The sequence below is a fragment of the Phenylobacterium sp. genome (assembly GCF_044372605.1).
Taxonomy (GTDB): domain Bacteria; phylum Pseudomonadota; class Alphaproteobacteria; order Caulobacterales; family Caulobacteraceae; genus Phenylobacterium.
In genome coordinates, this window is record NZ_JBILRO010000006.1 from 12,744 (window position 1) to 37,185 (window position 24,442).

The following is a 24,442-nucleotide window of genomic DNA, read 5'->3' on the forward strand; positions in this document are numbered from 1 at the left end:
CGGGCTGCGCCCGGCGCTAAAGGCGACCATGCGATGGTTTTTGGCACAGCGGGCGAAGAAGTGGCGACCGGACGAATGCACCTGACATCGTCTACGTCGCCGATCACCTGGGGATAGACAGGGTAGTCATATGGCCAAGATGCGATCAAAGTCAGACCTCCCGTCCAAGCCCTGCGTCACCTGCGGTCGACCGTTCAACTGGCGCAAGAAGTGGGCGCGGGACTGGACAAACGTAAAGTACTGCTCGGAACGCTGTCGGGGCGTCGGCACAACGCTCCAAAAGCCGCTCCAGGGATCGCAATGAGCAGTCTGAGGATCATTCTTGGGGATCAGCTGTCCCTCGGCGTCTCGGCGCTCGTCGGTCTCGATCCCGAACGAGACGTCGTGCTGATGATGGAGGTGATGGCGGAAAACACCTACGTCCAGCATCACAAGCAGAAGATCGTGCTGGTATTATCCGCCATGCGCCATTTTGCGGAGGAACTGCGCCAGACGGGGGTCACGGTTGACTACGTGACGCTGGAAGACCCGGATAACACCGGCGACCTGACAACCGAGATGCGACGCGCCGTCGCTCGGCACACGCCGGATCGCCTGATGGTGACCGAGCCCGGGGAGTGGCGGGTGCTGAAGATGGTCGAGGGCTGGGCCGCCTCGACCGGCCTGCCGGTCGAAATTCGCTCCGATGATCGCTTCTTTGCAAGCCGCACCCGTTTCGCGGCCTGGGCGCAAGGGCGTCGTGGATGGCGTATGGAGCATTTTTATCGCGAAATGCGGCGCGAGCACGACATCTTGATGGAGGGGGACAAACCGACGGGCGGCGCATGGAACTTTGATGCGGAAAACCGCAAGCCTTTGCCCGCATCGACACTCCTCCCCCCCCGGCTACGGTTCCCGCCCGATGAGACCACGCAGGCTGTGATCGAACTGGTAGAGCAACGCTTCAGCGATCACTTCGGAGGGATCGAAGACTTCGGCTGGCCTGTCAGCCGGCAGGATGCACTGCGGGCCTTGAACGACTTCATCGACGTGGGCCTGCCGCGCTTCGGCGACTACCAGGATGCCATGAGGGCAGGCGCGCCCTTCCTTTTCCACTCGCTTCTCGCCCCGGCCCTGAACCTTGGCCTGCTCTCGCCCCGGGAGGTCTGCGAGGCCGCTGAAGGCGCCTGGCGGTCTGGTTCTGCCGCATTGAACGCGGTTGAGGGGTTTGTCCGGCAGATCCTGGGCTGGCGGGAATATGTGCGAGGCGTCTACTGGAGCTTGATGCCCGAGTACGGTGAGCGAAACGCCCTCCAGGCGACGCGCCGGCTTCCGGCCTTCTATTGGACCGGTGACACGTCCATGCGCTGCCTGCGCGAGGCCGTCAGCGATACTGCGCGCCATGCCTACTCGCACCACATTCAACGTCTCATGGTGACAGGCAATTTCGCCCTGCTGGCGGGTGTCTCGCCTCGTGAAATCGAGCGCTGGTATCTGGCGGTCTACGCTGACGCCTTCGAATGGGTTGAGATGCCCAACACGCTGGGAATGGCCGTGTTTGCGGATGGCGGCCAGATGGCTTCAAAGCCCTACGCCGCATCGGGGGCCTACATCGATCGAATGTCGGACTTCTGTTCGGGCTGCGCCTACGACGTGAAGCAGAAGACAGGCCCGAACGCATGCCCCTTCAACTATCTCTACTGGGCGTTTCTCATTCGGCAGAAAGACCGTCTTTCAAACAATCCGAGGCTCGCTATGCCGTACCGTACGCTTGCGGGGTGGACGGCGGAACGCCAGGCGGCGATCCTCGTCGAGGCTGCGGAGTTTCTCGATGGGCTTGAATAGCGGGAGATCCGCGGACATCACGCCGCGCCGTTCATTCGGTCGTAAATCCTATCATGGGACAGAGCGCGCCTCGGCGCGGTTCAGCGGCAGGTAAACATGCATATCGCGATTGTGGGCGCCGGGATGGCCGGCCTGGCGTGCGCCGAGGGACTGGCGGGACAGGGGCAGTTGATCACCGTGCTGGACAAGGGCCGCGGTCCTGGCGGCCGAATGTCCACGCGCCGGGTTGCGACCAGCGCAGGCGAGGCGACATTCGATCACGGGGCCCAGTATTTCACCGCTCGGGATCCTGGTTTTCAAGCCCGGGTGGACGGCCTGATCGCGGCGGGATGTGTCGCGCCATGGATTGTAGCGGGCGAGGACGCCTTCGTCGGCGTTCCCGGGATGAATGCGCCCATCCGTGAGATGGCGAAGCCCTTTGCAGTGCATTGGGGAGCCCAGGTCATCGGACTGTCGCCGCTTGCCGAGGGCTGGCGGCTTTCCACGCAAACCGGGTCGTCGCTCGAGGTGGATGCAGTGGTCCTTGCGCTGCCGGCAGAGCAGGCAGCGGCTCTCGTTGGGCCGGTAAGACCAGACCTCGCGGCGCGGGCCCGGGCCGCGCCTGCGGCGCCGTGCTGGACGGTGATGCTGGCGTTTGGCGATGCCTTGCCGACCCTTCGAAACTGCTTGCGTGGAACGGAAGCCGACGTGCTTGGGTGGGCGGCGCGGAACAATTCCAAGCCAGGCCGGACCGGGCCCGAGGCATGGGTCCTGCAGGCGACACCGGACTGGTCAAGCCAGCATCTCGAGGATGACCCAGACTGGGTTGCCAGCGAGCTGTCCGCAGCGCTTTCGGCGCAGCTGGAATTGACGCTGCCGCCACCCATCGCCTTGAGCACCCATCGATGGCGGTATGCGCGCTCTGGCGTGGAAGGCTCCGGCGCCGTTTGGGATGCCGACCGTCGGCTTGGCCTCTGCGGCGACTGGTTTATCGGCGCCCGGGTTGAAGCGGCCTGGAAGTCTGGAACGATGTTGGCGGAGCAGATCGCCACGTCGGCCATCGGTTCCGTTGCCTGACCCGCGCAAGGTCGGCCTTCCATCATTGCAGAAGCGCCCGAGTTCGGCTGACGGATCTTCATCGGAGCCGGCGATTCAGGACCCGCCGCCTACAGCCGCTCCATCTGTTCCAGCTTCCGCGCGGCGCCAATGATGGCGGGGTAGGGGTGTAAGACAAGGTAGGTCGGAATGGCCTTCACATAGTCTGACAGCCGGCCCTTGTCCTCGAAGCGGGCGCGGAAGACGCCCTTGGCCATGCGGTCGGCGATGCGCGGGGCGATGCCGCCCGAGACGTAGACGCCGCCACGCGCGCCGAAGGTCAGGGCCAGGTTGCCAGCGACGCCACCCAGGATACCGCAGAACCGGTCCAGGGTTTCGGCGGCCAGGACATCGCCCACCAGACCCTCGGTGGTTACCGCCATCTCGTCCGCAAGCGCGGCGGGTTTGCCCTGCATGTCCGCCAGGGCGCAGTAGAGGTCATAGAGCCCCTGGCCGGAGAGGACGCGCTCGATGGAGACCCGGCCGTGCTGGGCCTGCAGGCGGCGCCAGACCTCAACCTCGACCTCGTCGCAGGGCGCGAAACCGGAGTGACCGCCCTCGGTGGGGATGGTGATGTCGCCGCGTTCGCTCCGGGCCAGGGCTGCGACGCCAAAGCCCGTCCCGGCGCCGAGCGCCAGCACGGGGCAAAGGTGGCTTCTGGGAACCGCCGGGCCCAGCTGTCTGAGGTCTGGCCCCTCAAGCTGCGGACACCCCAGAGCCTGGGCGGCGAAGTCGTTGATCAGCGATATGGCTTCAAACTCGAACTGGGCCACCAGATCGCCCTCGGACACCACCCAGTCCAGGTTGGTGAACTCGATCTCGCCGTCCAGCACCGGTCCAGCCACCGCGATGACAGCGCGCGGCGGGCATTTCCGGCCGGCGGTCGTATTGATGTACTCGACGACAACATCGGCCAGGCTCGCGTACTGGCGGCACGTATAGATACGCGGGTGGCGAACATGGCCCTGCGCGTCGACCAGCGCGAAGCGCGCATTGGTGCCGCCGACGTCGCCGACCAGGCCGACCCATTGGGATTTCATCAGGCGTCCTCGAACAGCGCACATGCGCCGGTGTCCGCCGGACCCGCCGCGCGGCGCATCCAGCCAAAGAGCTCGCGGCCATAGCCGGAAGCCGGGCGCGGCGCTACCGCGCGTTCGCGGCTCATCAGTTCTCGCACGTCGATCTGGATTTCGAGCGTTCCGCCCTCGGCGTCGAGACGCAGGATGTCACCATTGCGGATGTAGGCCAACGGCCCGCCGACCGAGGCCTCCGGGGTCATATGGATCGCAGCCGGCACCTTGCCGCTGGCGCCTGACATGCGGCCGTCCGTGACCAGGGCCACCTTGAACCCCTTGTCGAGTTGAACGCCAAGCGGGGGCGAAAGAGAATGAAGTTCCGGCATTCCGTTGGCGCGGGGCCCCTGGAACCGGACTACGGCGATGAAGTCGCGGTTGAGCTCGCCACGCCCATGGGCGGCCAGCAGGTCGTCCTGATCGTCGAACACGAGGGCGGGCGCCTCAATGATCCGGTGCTCGGGTTTCACGGCGGAGGTCTTGATCACGCCCCGCCCCAGCGGGCCGGTCAGCAGCCGCATGCCCCCTTCGGGCTGGAAGGGATCGTCGACGGGTCTGAGAATATCGCGGTTGAGGCTGACCGCCGGCCCGTCGCGCCAGACCAGCTTGCCGCCGTCTAGGAAGGGTTCCTGGATGTAGCGGCGCAGGCCCGCACCGGCGACCGTGCGCACATCGTCATGGACCAGGCCTGCATCCAGCAGGGTGCGGGTCACAAAGCTCATTCCGCCGGCCGCGTGAAAGGCGTTCACGTCTTCCGTGCCGTTGGGATAAACCCTGGCGATCAGGGGTGTCACCCGGCTCAGATCGTCGAAGTCCTCCCACGTGACCAGGATCCCGGCCGCCCGCGCCATCGCCAGGATGTGAAGGGTGTGGTTGGTCGACCCGCCGGTCGCCATGAGGCCTGCGATGGCGTTGACGATGCTCTTTGCGTCCACCACAGCCGAAAACGGTGTGTAGTCATCGCCGCCGTCCCGGATCGCGACGGCCCGTTTCGGCGCGGCGGCGGTGAGGGCGTCACGTAGCGGAGTGTTGGGCGACACGAAGGCGGTGCCGGGCAGGTGCAGCCCCGTCAGTTCCATCATCATCTGGTTGGTGTTGGCGGTGCCGTAGAAGGTGCAGGTGCCGGGGCCGTGGTAGGACTTCATCTCGGAGTCGAGCAACTCATCGCGCGTGGCCTTGCCCTCGGCGTAGAGCCCCCGCACCCGGGCCTTCTCGGCGTTCGAGATCCCCGACGTCATCGGCCCCGATGGAACGAAGATCGCGGGCAGATGTCCGAAGGCGGCGGCGCCGATAAACAGCCCCGGCACGATCTTGTCACAAATACCCAACAGTACAGAAGCGTCGAAAGCGTCATGGGTCAGCGCGACCGCCGTCGCCATGGCGATCACGTCGCGGGAGAACAGCGACAGCTCCATACCGGGCCGGCCCTGCGTCACCCCGTCACACATGGCGGGCACGCCGCCGGCGTACTGGGCCGTGGCACCGACCTCGCGGGCCGCCTGGCGCAGGATCTCGGGGAACCGCTCATAGGGCTGATGCGCCGAGAGCATGTCGTTGTAGGCCGAGACGATGGCGATGTTGGGCGCGGTTGGATTGCGCATCTGCTGCTTGTCGCCGTCAGGCGAGGCGGCGAAGGCATGGGCCCAGTTGGCGCAGGACAGCTTGCCCCTGCCGGGCCCGGCCTGACGCGCCGCCTCCATGCGTTCCAGATAGTCGGCGCGGGTCTCGCGGCTGCGCTCCACGATGCGGGCGGTGACCGCGGCGGTGACGGAATGCATGGTCTCAGGCTCCGGGCGTCCAGAAGATGCGCAGGCGGTCGCCAGCCCGCTTGATCAGGCGACTGACGGGCAGGTCCTCACCGGCCAGCGCACGCGAAATCACCTCGCGCTTAGGCTCACCGGCGATCAAGAGGAAGATGGCGCGTGAGTTCAAAATCGCTGTGAGCGTAAGGGTGATCCGCGCCAGCGGGGGACTTCCCAGGCCGGCGGGCACGTCGCGAAGAAGCTCGACGGTGTTCAGACCGTCCTCCAGGCCAGGATCGCCGGGGATCAGCGAAGCGATGTGGCCGTCCTCGCCCATGCCCAGCATGACAACGTCGAAGGGCATGAGCGGCCGCAGAGCCGCGGTTTCGGGGGCCGGCCAGAGCGGCAGGAACCGCGCCGCCGCGGCGCGACCCTTCAGCAGCCGAGAGCGCACCAGGCGGGCGTTGGAGTCGGGGTGATCCTCGCTCACACAGCGATCGTCAGATAGCGTTACGGTGATCCGGGGCCAGTCCACGTCGGCGAGGTTGAGGCGGTCATAGATTGCCCCGGGGGATCGTCCGCCGGTGGCGACCAGTGAAGCCGTTCTCCGGCAGGCTACAGCCTCGGACAAGGCTGTCCCGATGGCGTCGACCGCTACTGCCGACAGCTCTTCCGACGCGGGATAGCGCTCGAGCATGGCGGCTCAATCCGACCAGGCCCGGCCAAACCGTGCGATCAGCGCAAAGGCATCCTGGGGTCCCCAGCTGCCGGCGGCGTAGGGCTTGGGCGTCATGTGGGCGTCGGCCCAGGCGTCGGCGACGCCGTCGACCCAGCGCCAGGCTTCGTCCACCTCGTCGCGGCGGACGAACAGGGTTGCGTCGCCATGGATCACGTCCAGCAACAGACGCTCATAGGCAATGCGGCGGCGCCCGCCTGCACCCTCGTAGGTGCGCAGCAGGCTGAGCGACAGCGGCAGGGACTGCATCCGCATGCCGCCCTGGCTGAGGCCGGGGGCCTTGTTCATCAGGCTGAGGCGGATGTCCTCGTCCGGTTGCAGGTCGATGATCAGGCGGTTGGCCACGAGGTCGTGGTTCGCCGCCTGGCCGAAGATCGAGTGCGGCACCGGCTTGAACTGGATGGCGATCTGGGTGCGCTTTTCCGGCATGCGTTTTCCCGTTCGAAGGAAGAACGGCACGCCAGCCCAGCGCCAGTTGTCGATGTCGGCGCGAAGGGCCACGAAGGTCTCGGTATCGCTGGCCTGACCGCGTTCGGCCTCGTAGCCGGCGGCGGTTTTGCCGATCACGACACCCGGTGTGTATTGGCCCCGGACAGACTTTTCGGTCGCTTCCACTCGCGTGAAACGGCGCAGGGACCGCAACACCTTGACCTTCTCATTACGGACCGAGTCCGGCTCCATGTCGGCCGGCGGCTCCATGGCCACCAGGCACAGCAGTTGCAGCATGTGGTTCTGCAGCATGTCGCGCAGCGCGCCGTACTCATCGTAGTAGGGCCAACGCTCGCCGACGCCCTCGGTCTCGGCCACGGTGATCTGCACGTGGTCGATGGTCAGGTTGTTCCACAGCGGCTCGAACAGGGTGTTGGCGAAGCGCAGGGCGATCAGGTTCTGGACGGTTTCCTTGCCCAGATAGTGATCGATCCGGAAAATCTGGTCTTCGTCGAAAATCTCGCCCAGCGCCGTGTTCATGTGGCGCGAGGTCTCCAGATCGCGCCCGATGGGTTTTTCCAGCACGATGCGCGAGGCGGACGTCGCTAGCCCGGCCCCCGACAGCGCCGCGCAGACACGCTCGAACAGACTGGGCGAGATGGCCAGATAGAAGAAGGGCCGTGTCGCGCCGCCCAGCGCGGTCTTTATCCGGGTGGCGCCCTCGATGGTGGTGGCGTCAGCGCCCACATAGTCGAGGCGTGCGGAGAAACGGACCCAAACCTCGTCGGTTATACCCTCGGGACGGTCGGTCAGCGTCTTGTGGGTCAGCGCCACAAAGGCGTCGCGGGTCATTGCGGCGCGGGCGGTTGCGACGATCCGAAAGCCCTCCGGCAGGAAGCCGTCGGCGTCCAGGAAGTACAGCGACGCCAGAAGCATACGACGCGCAAGATCGCCTGTGCCGCCGAAGAGCACGATCGCATCAGCCTGCGGCGTCTTGGGCATGGATCGGGTTCCTGGCGCGAGTACCGGGCTAAGCACCCTGCCTCGCCCCCCTACGTCAAGAGCTGCGCCGAAACCGGCGGCTATTTCGCCAGCTTCAACCCCGGCAGCGCCGCGGCCTGCTGGGCGTCCAGCTGGGTCTTGCGCAAACCCACCCGCACGCCGCTGGAAGCGCCGAACTCCATGAGCCGATCGGATATCGCGTCATAGGCCGGCCAGGCTTCGGCGCCGCACTTTGGCGTCGAGGTTCTGGCGAACGACACCCAGCAGGCGTGCATCAGGCTGGCCATGGCGCGGTCTTCGTCGGACACCACGCTCATCGGCGTACGCCGGCCCCAGTACTCCCAGACGTACTGGATCTCGGCGGCATGGGCCGAGGTCGTCACCGCGGGACGGTATCGGGTGCCCACGTAGGAGAAATAGTAGAGCCACGCGGGTTTGCCTGCAGAGGCCTTCGCCGCCACCCAGCGCGCCGGGCCGCCCATGAAGCGATCGGTGAACATGGCGCGCGCCAGGGTGTCTTCTCCCTTCGCGGCCTCCTCCGGATAGGCGGGCTTCAGCGCCTCCGCGCCGAAACGGGCCAGGGCCGCCATCGTCTGTTTCGCCGGACCCATCAGGGAGTCTTCGCCGGAATTGGAGCCGATCATCAAGGGCACATCCGCAAACCGGCCGCGCGCCAGCGACTGGGAAGCCGTCTCGGTCATAAGCTTGCCGTCGATGAAGGGCTGGTAGTCGCCGTTCACCGGGACCAGTTTTCCGACGGGGATAGCGCGAAGGTCGGCGGCCGTGGCGGTTTCGGCGACGCCGAGCCTGGCGAGCGCGGCGGTGCCCTCCTTCTCCTTGTCGGCCAGGGTTTTCGGCTCGAACCAGCCGGCGCCGCTCTGGACGATGGCCTTGGCGTAGAGGCCCCTGGCCGACGGGGTCGCCAGCAGCGACAGAATGCTCATGCCGCCCGCACTCTCGCCAAACACTGTCACGTTGCGGGGATCGCCGCCGAACGCGGCGATATTCTTCTGGACCCATCTCAGGGCGGCCACCTGATCCATCAAGCCGAAGTTGCCGGTGGGCTGGCCGCCTGCAGCCCTGGTGAGCGCCGGATGGGCGAAATAGCCGAGCGCGCCCAGCCGGTAGTTGATCGAGACGACCACGACCCCGTCGCGGGCGAAATTCTGGCCGTCGTAGACCCAACCTGCGCCGGTCCTGTGGCTCCCACCGTGAACCCAGACCATGACCGGTGCGCCCCTGGCGGCCTTGGGGGTGAAGATGTTGAGCTGCAGACAGTCTTCGCTGACCGGTCCGTTGGCGCCACCGCCATTGGGCATGTTGTTTGGCAGCATCGGCTGCGGACAGGACGGCCCGGCCCTGGTGGCATCCCGCGCGCCGGTCCAGGCGGGCGCCGGCTGCGGCGGGGCCCACCTAAGGTCGCCTACCGGTGCCGCAGCGAAGGGGATATTCAGGAAGGCGTTGGCTCGGTCGCTGGCCTGCCCGACCACAACGCCGGCAGATGTTTTCACAGACACCGATTGAGCCACAGCGGGCGTTGTCAGCAGGGTTGCGGCCAGGATGGCGCCTGCGATCCGGATCATGGTCGTCTCCCGTTCGTCTGGGCGGGATTAGCCCTGCTTTCAGGCGCTTCGGCAACTGTCGGGTGAAGGCTCCGTCACGCTTCGATTTGATCCCGGCAAGGAAGTCTCTAGTAGTGACCTATGAGATTTGCCTTTTTCGGAGATGTGGTCGGTCGCTCGGGGCGCGAGGGTCTGGCCGAGCACCTGCCCGGCCTGCGCCGGGCGCTCGAGCTCGAATTCGTCATCATCAACGCCGAGAACGCGGCGGCCGGCTTCGGGATCACCGAGGCGACGGCGCGCGAGCTGTTCGACGCCGGCGCCGATTGCCTGACGCTGGGCAACCATTCCTGGGACCAGAAGGAGGCGATGACCTATATCGTCCGGGAACCTCGGCTGATCCGCCCGCTCAACTATTCCGCCTTCTCGCGCGCGCCGGGTCGGGGCTCGCAGCTGTTCGACACACCTGACGGCAAGCGCATATTGGTGATCAACCTGCTGGGCCGGGTGTTCATGGACGCGCTGGATGATCCGTTTGCCGCCGTGGACCCGGAACTGGACGCCTGCCCGCTGGGCGCGGTCGCCGACGCCATCATCGTCGATATGCACGCCGAAGCCACTTCGGAAAAGATGGCCATGGGCCATTTCTGCGATGGCCGGGCGACCCTGGTGGTGGGCACCCACAGTCACGTGCCCACCGCCGACGCACAGATCCTGCCAGGCGGTACCGCCTATCAGACCGACGCCGGTGCCTGCGCCGACTACGACAGCGTGATCGGTAACCAGAAGGAGGAGCCGCTGCGGCGCTTCACCACCCGTATCTCCGGTGGCCGCTACAAGCCAGCAGAAGGCCCCGCGACAGTCTGCGGGGTGTTTGTGGAAACCGATCCGGCCACGGGGCTGGCGCGCCGCATAGAGCCGATAAGGATCGGAGGGCGTCTCAAGCCGACGGTCCCGACGATGGAAGCCCTCGACAGCTAGGCCGCAGCCTCGGACCTGACGGTGGCCGGGGCAGCGTTCAACGCGTCGGCGATGGCGCTGATCAGCGCAGCGGGCTGCACCGGCTTGGCCTGCAGGGCGTTGAAGCCAAGGCCCTGCAAACGCTCTGCCTCGCCCGACATCGCGTCGGCAGTCAGGGCGATCACAGGAATGTCGGCGCGTCCGGCCTGGCCATCGCGCAACCGGCTGAGCGCCTCGACACCGTCCATAATGGGCATGTGCAGGTCCATCAGCACCAGGTCGAAGCCGCCTGATCGCAGCCGGTCCAGCGCCTGACTGCCGTTGTTGGCCGTCTCGATCGTGGCTCCGGCAGCCTCCAGGATCGCGCGCGCCACAGCCAGGTTGACCGGATTGTCATCGGCGACTAGCACCTTGCAGGTCAGGAGGGCGGCAGGTTGGGTAGCTGGCGGTTCCGCCACCTGGGTTGCTGGCAACGGCAACCAGACGTGGAAACTGGATCCTACGCCGGGCTCGCTTTCGACACAGATTTCTCCGCCCATCATCTTGGCCAGGGTTCGGCAGATCGAGAGACCCAGCCCGGTGCCGCCGTAGTGACGGGTCGTTGAGACCTCGGCCTGGGCAAAGGGACGGAAAATCAGCGCCACCTGTTCGGGGGTCATGCCAATGCCGGTGTCGCTGACCACAATCGCGACGCCGCCATCGCCATCGGCACCGGGCGCCTGGCGCAGTTCGAGCCGAACCTCGCCCTCGCGGGTGAATTTCACGGCGTTGGAAATCAGGTTGAGGATGATCTGGCGTACCCGCGTCTCGTCGCCCAGCAGCGCTTCAGGCAGGTCCGGGTCGACATGACAGGTCAGGGCGAGGGACTTGGCGGTCGCGATCTCGGACCAGAGCTCGACGGTCTGGGCGCCGGCGGCCCCCAGGTCGAACGCCACGACATCCAGCTCAAGATGCCCGGCCTCGATCTTGGCGAGATCCAGCAAATCGTTGAGCATGGTGAGCAGGCTGTCGCCTGAGCGCAGGACGGTGTCGACGTAGCCAGCCTGCCGTGTGTCCAGATCCGTTCGGCGCAGGGCCCGCGCCATGCCCAGAACACCGTTCAGTGGCGTGCGGAGCTCATGGCTCATCACGGCCAGAAATTCGGATTTGGCGTTGTTGGCCGCGACCGCATCGCGCTGGGCGACCTCAAGCGCGGCGGCGGAGCGCATGTTGGCGTGGGCGCTGGCGCCCCGAATAGTTACCATCAGAAAGCGGCAGGGCGATGAGGGCCAATGTCGGCGGGATCATCAGCGCGGCCAGGGCGACCGGAGCGCGAAAACAGAAGCACTGGGCATGCACCAGAACACCGGCCAGGATAGCGAAGGCGACCAGCCGGAAAGCCTCACCGCCTGCCCACCAGTAGAGGACGCCCATCAGGGTCCAGAGGGCCCCGGCGCCAAGCAGAACGAGAAGATAGGCGATGCGGTTGAAGGGCGCCAGCGCGCCGCCGGCCACCGCGTTGCGGCAAACCACCATGATCAGCGCTTCACTGACGACATAGCCGCCTCCCCAGATCAGAGCCTCTGCAAGGTCGACATTCACGCCCAGCAGGATTCCGCAAATCAGAGCGATCAGGGCGCGCGCCAACAGCGTGTCGCACGAGGTGGCGGCCACCGCGTCCAGTCGTTCGTCCAGAAGGTTGCGGAACCTCATGAGCACCTGAGCGCACTCCCCGTGCGGCGCCGGAAGCCTACTTGGACGTCTGACAGGATCTGTCCTAAGCGATATATGTAAACAGACCATTGTTCTTTGAATTGTGTTCTTTCGGGCGGCGAGCCTCAAGATAGTGGCCGGACGGGGCGTTCAGGAGCTAGGCTGACGGTCCTGGCTCCCGGGAGACACGCAGATGCTTGCCAAGTTCCTCGTCCGCGCGGTGTTCGCCGCCCTCGGCCTGTGGGTCGCCTCCGAGGTCGTACCCGGGGTCGATGTCAGGACAACCGGCGCCCTGATCATTGCGGCCATGCTGCTGGGGGTGGTCAACGCCATTGTGCGCCCGGTGGTGTTCATCCTGACGCTGCCGATCACCATCGTGACACTGGGCCTGTTCCTGCTGGTGGTGAACGCGATGATGATAGGCCTGGTGGCCTGGCTGGTGCCGGGATTCAGGATTGACGGCCTGCTGGCAGGTTGCCTGGTCGCCATTGTCACCGGAGTCTCCAGCTGGATCGGGGGGCTGGTGCTCCGGGACGACCAGCAGACCCGGCGCTGATCGCAACATAGAAAAAGGGCGGGACCTTCCGATCCCGCCCTCGATCTTTGATCCCGGCTCGGCCTTCGCGGCTACGCCGCTACGTTGGCCGGGATGACAGCTTCTACGGTGACTAGAAGTCCATATCGCCCATGCCGCCCATGCCGCCGCCGGGCATGCCGCCGCCACCGCCGCCGCCGCCCTTCTTGGGGGCCTCGACGATCGCAGCTTCCGTGGTGATCAACAGGCCGGCGACCGAAGCCGCATCCTGCAGAGCCGTACGTACAACCTTGGCCGGGTCGATCACGCCGGCCTTGACCAGGTCGACGTATTCTTCGGTCTGGGCGTTGAAGCCGAAGGTGGCCGAGCTGTTCTCGAGCACCTTGCCGACCACGATCGAGCCTTCGACGCCGGCGTTCTCGGCGATCTGACGGATCGGGGCCTGCAGCGCGCGACGCACGATGGCGACGCCGGCTTCCTGGTCGTCGTTGTCACCCTTGAAGCCATCCAGAATCTTGGAGGCCTTCAGCAGGGCGACGCCGCCGCCGGGGACGATGCCTTCTTCCACGGCCGCGCGGGTCGCGTTCAGGGCGTCGTCGACGCGGTCCTTCTTTTCCTTCACTTCGACTTCGGTCGAGCCGCCGACGCGGATCACGGCAACGCCGCCGGCCAGCTTGGCCAGGCGTTCCTGCAGCTTTTCCTTGTCGTAGTCCGAGGTCGTGTCCTCGATCTGACGCTTGATCTGCGAGATGCGGCCTTCGATGTCACTCTTGTCGCCCGAGCCGTCCACGATGGTGGTGTCGTCCTTGGTGATGGTGACCTTCTTGGCGCGGCCCAGCATTTCGAGCGTGACGCTCTCGAGCTTGATGCCCAGGTCTTCCGAGATCAGCTGACCGCCGGTCAGGATCGCGATGTCTTCCAGCATCGCCTTGCGGCGATCGCCGAAGCCCGGCGCCTTGACGGCCGCGACCCGCAGGCCGCCGCGCAGCTTGTTGACCACCAGGGTGGCCAGGGCTTCGCCCTCGACGTCCTCGGCGATGATCAGCAGGGGCTTGCCCGACTGGACCACGGCTTCCAGCACCGGCAGCAGGGGCTGCAGCGAGGAGAGCTTCTTTTCGAAGAGCAGGATCATCGGCTCTTCGAGGTCGGCCTCCATCTTCTCGGGGTTGGTGATGAAGTAGGGCGACAGGTAGCCGCGGTCGAACTGCATGCCTTCGACGACGTCGAGTTCGGTCTCGGCGGTCTTGGCTTCCTCGACGGTGATGACACCCTCGTTGCCGACCTTGGCCATGGCCCTGGCGATCATCTCGCCCACTTCCACGTCACCGTTGGCGGAGATGGTGCCAACCTGGGCGATCTCGGAGTTGTCGGAGACCTTCTTGGAGGTCGCCTTGATCTCTTCGATGACCTTGGCGACCGCCTTGTCGATGCCGCGCTTCAGGTCCATCGGGTTCATGCCGGCGGCCACCGACTTCAGACCCTCGACGACGATGGCCTGGGCCAGCACGGTCGCGGTGGTGGTGCCATCACCGGCCTTGTCGTTGGTCTTGGAGGCGACCTCGCGGATCATCTGGGCGCCGAGGTTCTCGAAGCGGTCAGCCAGTTCGATTTCCTTGGCGACCGAGACGCCGTCCTTGGTGGAGCGCGGGGCGCCGAAGGACTTCTCGATGACCACGTTGCGGCCCTTGGGGCCCAGGGTCACCTTGACGGCGTTGGCGAGGATGTTGACGCCGCGCAGCATACGATCGCGCGCGTCGGAGGCGAAATAGACGTCTTTCGCAGCCATGTTGGGTTCTCTTTTTCTGAATAGAGGGAATGTGAAGGTCGGTTAGGAAACGACGCCCAGGATGTCGCTTTCCTTCATGATCAGCAGGTCCTTGCCATCAAGCTTGACCTCTGTGCCGGACCACTTGCCGAACAGGATGCGGTCGCCAGCCTTGACGTCGAGAGGCTGGACCTTGCCGCTGTCGTCGCGGGCGCCGGGGCCGGTGGAGATCACTTTGCCTTCCTGCGGCTTTTCCTTTGCAGTGTCGGGAATGATGATCCCGCCCTTGGTCTTCTCTTCTTCCTCGACGCGCTCCACGAGCACGCGATCTCCCAGGGGACGAAACGCCATGTGTCTTCTCTCTCTGATTCCGTGCGAGACGGTTTGAATGCTCTGACGGGCCTGGAGGGGCACCGCTGTTAGCAGTCGCCACCCTTGAGTGCCAACGTCAGGCTGGAGTTAGGTAGGACAGCCCCGGGAGTCAAGGCAGGCGCGCCAGCTTTGCCCGTGCCGGGTTGGCTTTTCAGCTGCGGTTCCTATTCTGCCGCCTCAGGTGGGAGTCCTTCGGTGAATTTGCAATCGGTTCTTCAGAACGTGGTTCGGGTCGGCGACCTGACGATCAGACTGCCCGGCGGACAAACACTGAAGCTGGGCGACGGTTCCGGGCCGGCGCTTACCGCGCGGGTCACCTCCAACAGCTGGGCGGCGCGGATCGCCACAAACCCGGGCCTGGGTGTCGGCGAGGCCTATATGGACGGCGGGCTGGTGCTGGAGCAGGGCGAGATCGGCGCCTTCATCGACCTCATCGGCACCAATGCCGAGTACAAGAAAAAGAAACGGCGGGGTCCGATCCGTCGCTGGCTGCGTCGGACGATCCGCGAGGCCAACAATCGCGTTCAGTCGCTGCGCAATGTGGCTCATCACTATGATCTCTCTTATGACCTCTACAGGCGGTTTCTGGACGAGGACATGCAGTACTCCTGCGCCTATTTCGAACGACCCGACATGACACTGGAAGAAGCCCAGCTGGCCAAGAAACGGCACATCGCCGCCAAATTGAATCTGCAACCCGGCCAGAGCGTGGTCGAGATCGGCTGCGGCTGGGGCGGGCTGGCGCTGCAGCTGGTCGAGGATTCAGATGTCGAAGTCGACGCCATCACGCTCTCCATCGAACAGCTCAAGATCGCCAAGGCCCGTGCCGAGGCCAAGGGCTTGGCCCACAAGGCCCGCTTCTCACTGACGGACTACCGGGACCTGCAGGGGACCTACGACCGGGTATTGTCGGTGGCGATGTTCGAGGCTGTCGGTAGGCCCAACTATCAGGCGTATTTCGATGGCGTTGCGCGCCTGATGAAGGACGATGGGGTCGGCCTGGTTCACTCCATCGGTCGGCCGGAGCCCGGCGTCACCAACGGCTGGATCGACAAGTACATCTTTCCCGGCGGCTATAGTCCTTCACTCTCAGAGGTGATGCCCGCCATCGAGCGGGCGGGCCTGATCGTCACAGACGTGGAGATCCTGCGCCTGCACTACGCCGAGACCATCCGACACTGGCGCGTCCGATTCGAGGCCGCACGCGCCGATATCGCCGAGCTCTACGACGAGCGGTTCTGCCGGATGTTCGAGTTCTATCTGGGTATCGCCGAGCAGAGCTTCCGCGCGCGACGGCAGTACATCTGGCAGATTCAGCTGGCCAAGCGCGTGGACGTGCTCCCGATCACGCGGGACTATATCGCCGAGAACGAGCGCGCCTTTGCGAAGCCGGCGAATCGGGCGGCTTAGGCGCCGTACACATCCCGAGTGCGCGACCGGCGGCGCCATTTTCTCTGGACCGCGACGAATGCGCCGCTAGGGTTCGCGCGAGAAACGAAACAGAAGACCGTTGGAGAGAATACCTATGCGCCGCGCCCTTGCGATCGCTGTTGTCGCCGCCCTTGCCGTGACCAGCGCCGCCTCCGCCGAGACCTGGACCAAATACATCGATGGGCCGAACGGCACCGCCTGGTCCTTTGATGGCGACTATACCTATCGTGATCGCCAGACAGGGCGCCTGGTGGTCATGCAGGCCGTCTCAAAGCCGGAAGCCAAGCTGGGTCCGGCCGGTCCTGGCAAGTCCGATGGCGTCGGCAATATCGTGGCTCTGGATTGCGCCAACAAGAACATGATCATGATCGGATCCTACAAGCCGTCTGCCCCCTTCGAGGAAAAGGCCGGCTGGCGTCTGCAATCGCCGAAGAAGGCCGATGGCCCGGACAATGAGGCCCTCATGGCGGCAGTCTGTCCGATGGCGGCAAAGGCGCCGTCGAAGTAGTGACCCTGGCCGGTGTGGGTCCCAGGCCCGCGCCCACGTCTTAAAACGTTTGTTTGATTCCCGGCGAAAATGATCCAAAGCTCTCGATCAATCGCTGCGCGCGCTGTCGTGCGGCGACACTGACCACAGGGCCGGCGACCCGAGCCCTGACCAACATATGCAATGGGAGACATCCGATGAGCGAGACCCAGACTAAAGCGATGAGCGAAACCCAGACCAAAGCGCAGTCCGGCTTCAAGTTAAGCCCGCAGGACGAACTCAACGACCTGCGCATGTCCGACAAGGCGTTGCCCCTGTTCAACGCCGTCAAGGCGTTCATCCAGGACGTCGCCGAGCCGGCTTCCGAGGAGTGGCACCGGCTGGGCGAAGGGCGCCCTGATCCCTGGCAGTATGCGCCGGGCCAGCTCGAAGTGCTGGAAGCGGCCAAGGAAAAGGCCAAGGCCGCAGGCCTCTGGAACTTCTTCCTGCCGAACGCGGAAACCGGTGAAGGCCTCTCGAATCTGGACTACGCCTACATCGCGGTCGAACTGGGCAAGGTGCGCCTGGCCTCCGAGATCATGAATTGCGCTGCGCCTGACACCGGTAACATGGAAGTGCTGGAGCGGGTTGGCACGCCGGAGCAGAAGAAGCAGTGGCTGGAGCCTCTGCTGGAGGGCAAGATCCGCTCAGCCTACTGCATGACCGAGCTGAACACCGCCAGCTCCGACGCCAAGAACATCGACACCCGGGCGGTGCTGGTGGGCAACGAGTACATCATCAACGGCGAGAAGCACTACATCTCCGGCGCCGGCAGTCCGCGCTGCAAGATCATGATCTGCATGGTGCGGACAGGCGGCGAGAATGATCCGCCCCAGCTTCAGCAGTCGCAGATCCTGGTGCCGCTGCCCACGCCGGGCGTGGAAATCGTCGGTGGCCAACATGTGTTCGGCGACCCCGATGCGCCGCACGGCCATATGCACATCAGGTTCAACAATGCCCGGGTGCCGGCGTCGAACATACTGCTGGGCGAAGGCCGTGGTTTCGAGATCAGCCAGCTTCGTCTGGGTCCCGGTCGTATTCACCACTGCATGCGCGCGATCGGCTCGGCGGAAAAGGCTCTGGACCTGCTGGTCATGCGCGGCATGACCCGCGTCGCGTTCGGCAAGCCGATCATCCAGCTGGGCGGCAACCTCGAGATCGTCAGCCGTGCGCGGATCGAGATCGAAGCTATGCGCCTGATGGTTCTGAAAGCCGCCAAAGCCATGGACGTACTGGGCAACCGCGAAGCCCGCGTCTGGATCCACATGGTCAAGGCCATGGTGCCCGAGCGGGTCTGCAAGATCATCGATCAGGCGATCCAGATGTATGGCGCCCTGGGCGTGTCGCAACACACCCCACTGGCGCGCATGTACGCCAGCACCCGCACCCTGCGCATCGCCGACGGCCCCGATGAAGTCCACCACATGGTGGTGGGTCGCAACGAGCTGCAGCAGCTTCGGCAGATCGCCGAGGACTCTTCCATGGCGGCGGTCTTCCGGAACTAGGTTCCGATCTGCAAGCCCTGAAATGGCGAGGCCCCGACGGCAAGTCGGGGCCTTTGTCGTCTCTGGTTTCCCAATTCGCTCACCTGTGATCAACTCATTCCAACAAACGGTACGGGGGGATTCCGGGATGAAATGGGTGATGATGGCGCTCGGCGCAGCGCTGGCCGTTGCGACACCGGGTTTAGCCCGAGCCGAAATGGCCTGTGCAGACCTCATGGGCGTCAAGCTCGATCATGCAGAGGTCACCGCCGCAAGCCTGGAAACCTCCGGCGTCGTGGCGCTGTGCAAGGTCTCGGTCACCAGTCGGCCGACCTCTACATCGGACATCCGGATTGAAGTCTGGATCCCGGCGGGCGGCGCCTGGAATGGCAAGTTCGTTCAGATCGGCAACGGCGGGTTCGCGGGGTCGATCGCCTCGGGTCGTCTCAAAGCCACGGCGGCGGGCGGTTATGCGGCGGCGGGCACCGACAATGGCCACCAGGCGGCCGGGACCTCGGCGTCCTGGGCGCTGGGCTATCCGGAGAAGCTGGTGGATTTCGGCTGGCGCTCACTGAAGGAAACCGCCGACATCGCCAAAACGCTCATCAAGGCCCAGAAGGGCGGCGGCCCGCAGACCTCCTACTTCTTTGGCTGCTCGGACGGGGGCCGCGAGGCCCTGATGATGGCCCAGCGGTTCCCCGCCGATTTCGACGGCATCGTCGCCGGTGCGCCAGCCAACTACATGAGCCGGCTGTTCGGGATCGGCGCAGCAAACCAGCAGGCGTTGGCCAGGCCCGGAGGCTATCTGGGCGCGCCCCAACTCCAGCTGCTGCAAAAGGCCGCCCTGGCCCAGTGTGGCGGTGAGGCCTTCATTCGCGACCCGGGGGCCTGCAAATTTGATCCTTCCCGTCTGCAGTGCAAGGTCGGCCAGACCACGGACTGCCTGACTGCGGCCCAGGTGAATTCAGCTCGTACGATCTATGAAGGCCGTCGCCATCCGCAGACTGGCAGGATTGCGTTCCCCGGGTTCAGTCCCGGCGCGGAGGCGGCCGGCGGCAGCTGGCAGGCCTGGACCACGGGTCCTTCCGCCGACCGGATCGGTCAGGCGGCTTCCTATCAGTTCACCTCCAACGCCCTGAAATACTTCGCCTATGGCGACCCGGCCTTCAATTTTCTGACCATGGATGTCGGCGCCCAGTTCGACCAGGCCCAGGCGAAGATGGCGCCGATCATCGACAGCGCGAGTCCAAACCTCAAAGCATTCAAGGCGCGTGGCGGAAAGCTGATCCAGTTCCATGGCTGGAACGATCCGGCGATCCCGGCGAAATCCAGCATCCTCTATTACGAGGACGTGGGTCGCACGATGGGTGACACCTCGGGCTTCTATCGGATGTATCTGGTGCCCGGCATGCTACATTGCGCAGGCGGCGCGGGCCCGAACACGGTGGACTGGCTGGCGATGGTAGACCGGTGGGTGGTGGGCAAGGATGCGCCCGGGCCGGTGACGGCCACCTCGGTCGCCAACGGCTCGCAGCTGCTGTGTCCCTACCCCGCTGTAGCGCGCTCGGACGGCTCCGGCGGCTGGGCCTGTTCGTCCCGGAGGAAGGGCTGAGCATCATGAAGCGATTTATCCTGGCAGCGGCCATGGCATTGGCGGCAGCGCCGGTGGCGGCGAACGCTGAAACCGACTGCACCGACCTTGCAGCGCTCAAGATGTCACATGCCGAGGTAACATCCGCCCGGCTCGAGACACTGGCGAATGGATCGGCCTGTCGTGTTTCGGTCACCAGCCGCCCGACGCCGACCTCGGACATCAGGATCGAGGTGTGGATCCCGGTGGGAGCGGCCTGGAACGGCAAGTTCGTGCAGGTGGGCAACGGCGGACTGGCGGGCGCCATCCCTGTGGCCCAGATCAGGCTCCGGGCCGAGGCAGGCTACGCAGCGGCCGGCACTGACGACGGCCATGTGGGCAATGGTCGCACCGCTGTCTGGGCGCTGGGCTATCCGGAAAAGATCCGGGACTTCGGGACCCGATCACTTAAGGAGACCGCCGACGCCGCCAAGGCCCTGATCCGCGCGCAGAAGGGTGATGGCCCCAGCCAATCCTACTTCGCGGGCTGCTCGGCGGGCGGGCGCGAGGCCCTGATGATGGCGCAGCGGTATCCGACCGTGTTCGACGGCATCGTCGCCGGCGCCCCGGCCAACTACAATACCCTGATCACCGGCGAACGGGCTTATATGCAGCAGATGCTGGCGCGCCCGGGGGCCTATCTGGCGAAGGGTGACCTGCAGCTACTTCAGGACGCTGCATTGAAAACCTGCGCGGCGGGCGGAGCCTTCATTCGTGACCAAAAGGCATGCCGCTTCGACCCGGGCGTTCTGCAATGCAAGGCTGGAGCAGCGCCGGGGTCCTGCCTGACCGCGCCGCAGGTGGCCGCCGCCCGCGCCCTCTACACGGGTCGGCCCGGCCCCAACGGGCGTTCGCTGTTCCCAGGCTACACCCCCGGTGCCGAAGCGATGCCAGGCGGCTACCAGGCCTGGAACACCGGCGCCTCAATGACGACCTTCGCCGACTCCGCCGGCCACACGATCTCGTCCCAGTTCATGAAGTACTTCATCTATGGCGATCCGGCGTTTGACTTCCTGAAGGCCGACATGGGCCCCAGGTACGACCGAGATAGCCGCAAGGCCGCAGCTGAACTGGACGCGGTGAACCCGGATCTTCGACCGTTCAAGGCCCATGGGGGCAAGCTGATCCAGTACCATGGCTGGAACGACCCGGCGATCCCGCCGCTCGGCAGCATTCGATACCATGGTGAGATGCGCGGCCGCATGGGCGACACCTCGGATTTCTACCGGCTCTACATGGTCCCCGGGATGCTGCATTGCGCCGGCGGCGCCGGACCTGGACGCGTAGATTACCTCGATGTGCTGGATCGATGGGTGACGAAGCGCGAGGCGCCGCAGAGCCTGATCGCCAGGGCCGATGCCGGAGACGAAACGCAGCTCCTTTGCCCCTACCCCGGCGTCGCCCGCGGGAATGGCAAGGGTGGCTGGGCCTGTGCTGCGCCAAAGCCTAAGGGTTGATAGCGCCGATCAAGCTTGGCCTCACACCAGGATCGGCGTATTCGCAGCGCGAATTGTTCAAGACCTGAAACGTCTTTCCGTCGCCCGGCCCCGACCGAGGCGCCCTAGACCCGATCTGCCGGTGCAGAGGCGGGGTCCCTGCCCGGTGCTCGCCCTGCGAGGCTTGCAGCGCCCTTCCAGTCCCGCGCGCGACGCGCAGCGGGTTCGTGATCGGTAGCGGCCTGTGCCCGCTTCCGGCGCGGGCCCCGACCTTGGAGGACGAAATTGACCCTGCCCGCAGCTCTGTTTGTAGTCTGCATGGCCTTTGTCACGGCTATGCTCTCTGGCGTGTTCGGCATGGCCGGCGGTCTGGTGCTGATGGGCGCCCTGGCGCTGGTCCTGCCGGTGCAGGCCGCCTTCGTCACCCACGGCATCCTGCAGCTGGTCGCCAACGGCTGGCGAGCGATCCTGCACCGGAAACACGTGCGCTGGGACATCGTCGGCTGGTACGCGCTGGCGTCACTGATCGCCGGCGGGGTCGTCACTCTACTCAGCTTCACGCCCTCCAAGCCCCTGCTGTTCCTGATGCTGGGTCTTGTGCCGTTCCTGACCTGGCTGCCGCAGAAATGGATCAATCTGGACGCCGGTAAACCCGTCCAGGCGTTTGTGTCAGGGCTGACCGTCACAGGCCTGAACCTGACGGCCGGTGTCGCAGGGCCGCTTCTGGATATCTTCTTTGTCCGCACGGAACTGACCCGCCACGCCATCGTCGCCACCAAGGCCGCCACCCAGGTGTTCGCCCATCTGGCCAAGATCCTGGTATATGGCGTACCCCTTTTTGCAGGGCAGGGGGTGGGCTTCCCGCCGCTGTGGGTCTTCGCCCTGGCGATCCCGTTGTCCATGGCCGGCACGGCCGTGGGCGGCATGATCCTGAACCGGGTCAGCGACGTGGACTTCAAGCGCTGGACCCGCTGGATCATCACGGTGATCGGGATCAGTTATCTGGTGCAGGCGGCACAGTTGATGCTGGGCTGAGGGCCAACTGGACCGTTTGCACGTGCGAACTGGATGTTTCCGGAGCCCACGTCCGCGCCTATGAGGCGCGCGAGGCTGGAAGAAAGGGGCGGACGTGGAATTGGAATCTGAAGTCTTGCAGAACGCCTTCGTCCGGCTAGAGCCGTTCAGCAAGACCCACAAGGAAGAGCTTCGCGCAGCCTGCGCGGCGGATCCCGCAACCTGGAACGATCTCTATCCCTACTCGATGCTGGGTGCCGGTTTTGACTTCCACTGGGCGCGCATCGGACAGGAAATCGCGGAAGGCAAGACCATGGGCTTTGCGGCGGTCGTGGGAGGTGTTTGCCGGGGAATGTCCGCCTACATCGGGATCGACGGCATGAACCATGTGGTGGAGATCGGCGCCACCTACTACGAGCCCTCGGTGCGCGGGGGCCCGGTGAACCCGTCGGCCAAGCGGCTGCTGCTCGGCCACGCGTTTGATTGCGGAGCCACCCGGGTTCAGTTCAGGGTCGATGCGATCAACGCCAGGTCCCGCGCCGCCGTATTAAAACTGGGCGCGGTGCAGGAGGGGATCCTGCGGCAGGATCGCGTGACCTGGACCGGTCGTGTGCGCGACACGGTCCACTTCTCGATCCTCGCCGACGAGTGGCCCGCCGTGCGCGACAGGCTGGATGACCGACTGGCGGCGTTCTTGATCTAGCCGCCCAGACCCGACCACATGGCCATGGCCAGGGCGAAGGCGCGCATATCGCCGGTGGTGGTGCCGGCCATCTTGTTCATGGCGTAGGCGAAGGTGGTGCGGGCATCCATGTCGATGATCACCAGCGAGCCGCCATAGCCACCCCAGAACATCGAGTTGGGGTTGGGTAGCGGGACCGCGCCGCCCGCCAGCCCGAAGCCCAGGCCGAAGCGGGCCGGGCCGCCCAGGATCAAATCGGTCCCCTCGATCTGCAGTTCCAGCGCCTTGCGGCAGCCAGCCTCGGACAGGAAACGCTTGCCCTTGGCGACGCCCCCATTCGCCAGGATGGCGTGGATCTCGGCCACCGAGCGGGCATTGCCCGTCCCGCCTGCCGCCGGGATCTCGGCCCCGCGCCAGCCGCGGGTGCGGGTGGCCATCACATCGATCCCGGGATTGTTCGACATATTGGCCTGCAGTTCGCTCTGGGCCGGGCCATCAGCGATGGCGGCGCCTCGAGGCGGCGGGATCAGATCCGCGACGCGGTGATCCTCCGAGGCCGGGAGGCCGATATGAAAGTCTGCGCCCAGCGGACCGGCGATCTCTTCGCGGAACACCGTCCCCAATGACCGGCCGGTGACGCGGCGGATCACCTCGCCCACCAGGTATCCCTGGGTCAGGGCATGGTAGCCAGGCTCGGTTCCCGGCTCCCAATAAGGCGCCTGGGCGGCGAGCAGGCTGGTGGCCTTCTCCCAGTCGTAAAGGTCGTCGTTAGTGATCGGCTCCTTCCACCCGGACAGGCCGGCGGAATGGGCCATCAGGTGGCTGACCTTCACGTCCGCCTTCCCGTTGGCTGCGAACTCCGGCCAGTACTTCGCCACCGGCGCGTCGAAATCCAAGTCTCCGCGATCGGCGACCAGCAGCGCGGTCAGGGCCGTCATGGTCTTGGTGGTGGAGTAGACATTGACGATGGTGTCCCGCTCCCAAGCCCGCGTCTTCTCCGCGTCGGCGAACCCGCCCCAGAGGTCGACGACGGTTTCACCCTCGAGGGTGGCGCAGAACGAGGCGCCGATATCCTGGCCGCTGGCGAGGTGACCTTCGAAGACTGTCCGCGCCTCGGTGAAGCGGTCGTGGGTCATGCCCTGGGTTGAGCCGTCGGCCATATGGAAATCCTCTTGTCTGCGGAGTCAGGCGCTGGCGGCGGTGCGCTCAGTCGCATCGGCGAAGAACACCTTCGACGCGTTCTCGGCCACCTCCTGGGCGGTATAGGGTCGGCCCGGCTGGAAGCCTTCGGTCTGCAGCATCTTGATTTCGCGCACGCCCCGACTGGAGACGCCCAACACTTTGCCCGAATGGTCCGCCGCCAGGTCCGAGACCATGTAGAGCACGCCGGGCGCGATGTTCTCGGGCAGGCTCAGCGGGTCCGGGTCCTTGCCAATGCGCCCTGGCAAGTCGGCGGTCATGCGGGTGTAGGCACCA

22 protein-coding genes and 1 pseudogene are annotated in these 24,442 nt (G+C 65.5%); 12 read left to right on the top strand and 11 right to left on the bottom strand.

What is annotated here, in order from left to right; genetic code table 11:
- The first annotated feature begins 139 nt into the window (after positions 1-139).
- The 3 genes from ACIQ42_RS01230 (at position 140) to ACIQ42_RS01240 (ending at position 2,880) form a co-directional block, all read left to right on the top strand.
- On the top strand, positions 140-304 hold the full coding sequence (locus ACIQ42_RS01230; RefSeq protein WP_397420426.1) for a DUF2256 domain-containing protein: 165 nt from the start codon (positions 140-142) through the stop codon (positions 302-304).
- Positions 301-1,824: a cryptochrome/photolyase family protein gene (locus tag ACIQ42_RS01235; RefSeq protein ID WP_397420427.1), complete on the top strand. Its 1,524-nt coding sequence runs from the start codon at positions 301-303 to the stop codon at positions 1,822-1,824. The genes ACIQ42_RS01230 and ACIQ42_RS01235 overlap by 4 nt, the downstream gene beginning before the upstream one ends.
- Before the next feature lie 96 nt (positions 1,825-1,920).
- A complete protein-coding gene (locus tag ACIQ42_RS01240) occupies positions 1,921-2,880 on the top strand; it encodes an NAD(P)/FAD-dependent oxidoreductase (protein ID WP_397420407.1) in 960 nt (319 codons plus the stop codon).
- 89 nt (positions 2,881-2,969) lie between these two features.
- On the opposite strand, the gene glk is transcribed toward ACIQ42_RS01240, so the two are convergent.
- From glk to ACIQ42_RS01265, 5 genes are all read right to left on the bottom strand, one after another.
- Complete coding sequence (glk, locus tag ACIQ42_RS01245) at positions 2,970-3,938, bottom strand: glucokinase (protein ID WP_397420408.1); 969 nt, start codon at positions 3,936-3,938, stop codon at positions 2,970-2,972.
- Entirely contained in the window at positions 3,938-5,749 is a 1,812-nt protein-coding gene (gene edd, locus ACIQ42_RS01250; protein WP_397420409.1) for a phosphogluconate dehydratase, read from the bottom strand. The genes glk and edd overlap by 1 nt, the downstream gene beginning before the upstream one ends.
- A 4-nt stretch (positions 5,750-5,753) precedes the next feature.
- The gene (gene pgl, locus ACIQ42_RS01255) at positions 5,754-6,410 is read right to left on the bottom strand and encodes a 6-phosphogluconolactonase (protein ID WP_397420410.1); all 657 of its coding nucleotides are present in this window, start codon (positions 6,408-6,410) and stop codon (positions 5,754-5,756) included.
- Between the two features lie 6 nt (positions 6,411-6,416).
- Positions 6,417-7,880 carry a glucose-6-phosphate dehydrogenase gene (zwf, locus tag ACIQ42_RS01260; protein ID WP_397420411.1) on the bottom strand — a complete coding sequence of 488 codons (1,464 nt, stop codon included), beginning with the start codon at positions 7,878-7,880 and terminating at the stop codon, positions 6,417-6,419.
- 80 nt (positions 7,881-7,960) lie between these two features.
- On the bottom strand, positions 7,961-9,463 hold the full coding sequence (locus ACIQ42_RS01265) for a carboxylesterase/lipase family protein (RefSeq protein ID WP_397420412.1): 1,503 nt from the start codon (positions 9,461-9,463) through the stop codon (positions 7,961-7,963).
- A gap of 120 nt (positions 9,464-9,583) precedes the next feature.
- On the opposite strand from ACIQ42_RS01265, the gene ACIQ42_RS01270 reads away from it, so the two are divergent.
- Positions 9,584-10,420: a YmdB family metallophosphoesterase gene (locus ACIQ42_RS01270; RefSeq protein WP_397420413.1), complete on the top strand. Its 837-nt coding sequence runs from the start codon at positions 9,584-9,586 to the stop codon at positions 10,418-10,420.
- Here ACIQ42_RS01270 and ACIQ42_RS01275 read toward each other — a convergent pair.
- Entirely contained in the window at positions 10,417-11,643 is a 1,227-nt protein-coding gene (locus ACIQ42_RS01275) for an ATP-binding protein (protein WP_397420414.1), read from the bottom strand. The two genes, ACIQ42_RS01270 and ACIQ42_RS01275, sit on opposite strands and share 4 nt — an antisense overlap.
- Positions 11,585-12,091: a hypothetical protein gene (locus ACIQ42_RS01280; protein ID WP_397420415.1), complete on the bottom strand. Its 507-nt coding sequence runs from the start codon at positions 12,089-12,091 to the stop codon at positions 11,585-11,587. Before ACIQ42_RS01280 ends, ACIQ42_RS01275 begins: the two co-directional genes overlap by 59 nt.
- A 193-nt stretch (positions 12,092-12,284) precedes the next feature.
- Between ACIQ42_RS01280 and ACIQ42_RS01285 the strand changes: the two genes are divergently transcribed.
- Positions 12,285-12,647 (top strand): phage holin family protein, encoded by a 363-nt coding sequence (locus tag ACIQ42_RS01285; protein ID WP_397420416.1) that lies wholly within the window; start codon positions 12,285-12,287, stop codon positions 12,645-12,647.
- 112 nt (positions 12,648-12,759) lie between these two features.
- Here the strand turns inward: ACIQ42_RS01285 and groL are convergent, their stop codons facing one another.
- On the bottom strand, positions 12,760-14,412 hold the full coding sequence (gene groL / locus ACIQ42_RS01290; protein ID WP_397420417.1) for a chaperonin GroEL: 1,653 nt from the start codon (positions 14,410-14,412) through the stop codon (positions 12,760-12,762).
- Between the two features lie 42 nt (positions 14,413-14,454).
- Complete coding sequence (gene groES / locus ACIQ42_RS01295) at positions 14,455-14,742, bottom strand: co-chaperone GroES (protein ID WP_397403666.1); 288 nt, start codon at positions 14,740-14,742, stop codon at positions 14,455-14,457.
- Between the two features lie 216 nt (positions 14,743-14,958).
- On the opposite strand from groES, the gene ACIQ42_RS01300 reads away from it, so the two are divergent.
- The 7 genes from ACIQ42_RS01300 to ACIQ42_RS01330 all read left to right on the top strand — a co-directional run bounded on the left by ACIQ42_RS01300 (position 14,959) and on the right by ACIQ42_RS01330 (position 22,987).
- Positions 14,959-16,173 carry a class I SAM-dependent methyltransferase gene (locus ACIQ42_RS01300; protein ID WP_397420418.1) on the top strand — a complete coding sequence of 405 codons (1,215 nt, stop codon included), beginning with the start codon at positions 14,959-14,961 and terminating at the stop codon, positions 16,171-16,173.
- A gap of 115 nt (positions 16,174-16,288) precedes the next feature.
- The gene (locus ACIQ42_RS01305) at positions 16,289-16,702 is read left to right on the top strand and encodes a hypothetical protein (RefSeq protein WP_397420419.1); all 414 of its coding nucleotides are present in this window, start codon (positions 16,289-16,291) and stop codon (positions 16,700-16,702) included.
- 176 nt (positions 16,703-16,878) lie between these two features.
- Positions 16,879-18,225, top strand: a complete 1,347-nt coding sequence (locus ACIQ42_RS01310; RefSeq protein WP_397420420.1) for an acyl-CoA dehydrogenase family protein — start codon at positions 16,879-16,881, stop codon at positions 18,223-18,225.
- Between the two features lie 127 nt (positions 18,226-18,352).
- On the top strand, positions 18,353-19,816 hold the full coding sequence (locus ACIQ42_RS01315; protein WP_397420421.1) for a tannase/feruloyl esterase family alpha/beta hydrolase: 1,464 nt from the start codon (positions 18,353-18,355) through the stop codon (positions 19,814-19,816).
- A gap of 5 nt (positions 19,817-19,821) precedes the next feature.
- Positions 19,822-21,291: a tannase/feruloyl esterase family alpha/beta hydrolase gene (locus tag ACIQ42_RS01320; RefSeq protein ID WP_397420422.1), complete on the top strand. Its 1,470-nt coding sequence runs from the start codon at positions 19,822-19,824 to the stop codon at positions 21,289-21,291.
- Positions 21,292-21,555: 264 nt separating this feature from the next.
- The gene (locus ACIQ42_RS01325) at positions 21,556-22,305 is read left to right on the top strand and encodes a TSUP family transporter (protein WP_397420423.1); all 750 of its coding nucleotides are present in this window, start codon (positions 21,556-21,558) and stop codon (positions 22,303-22,305) included.
- A 94-nt stretch (positions 22,306-22,399) separates the two neighbouring features.
- Positions 22,400-22,987, top strand: a complete 588-nt coding sequence (locus ACIQ42_RS01330; RefSeq protein WP_397420424.1) for a GNAT family N-acetyltransferase — start codon at positions 22,400-22,402, stop codon at positions 22,985-22,987.
- Here the strand turns inward: ACIQ42_RS01330 and ACIQ42_RS01335 are convergent.
- A complete protein-coding gene (locus ACIQ42_RS01335; RefSeq protein WP_397420425.1) occupies positions 22,984-24,126 on the bottom strand; it encodes a serine hydrolase domain-containing protein in 1,143 nt (380 codons plus the stop codon). The genes ACIQ42_RS01330 and ACIQ42_RS01335 overlap by 4 nt on opposite strands.
- Positions 24,127-24,150: 24 nt before the next feature.
- Positions 24,151-24,442 (bottom strand): annotated as a pseudogene (locus ACIQ42_RS01340) (hypothetical protein); the annotation flags it as partial.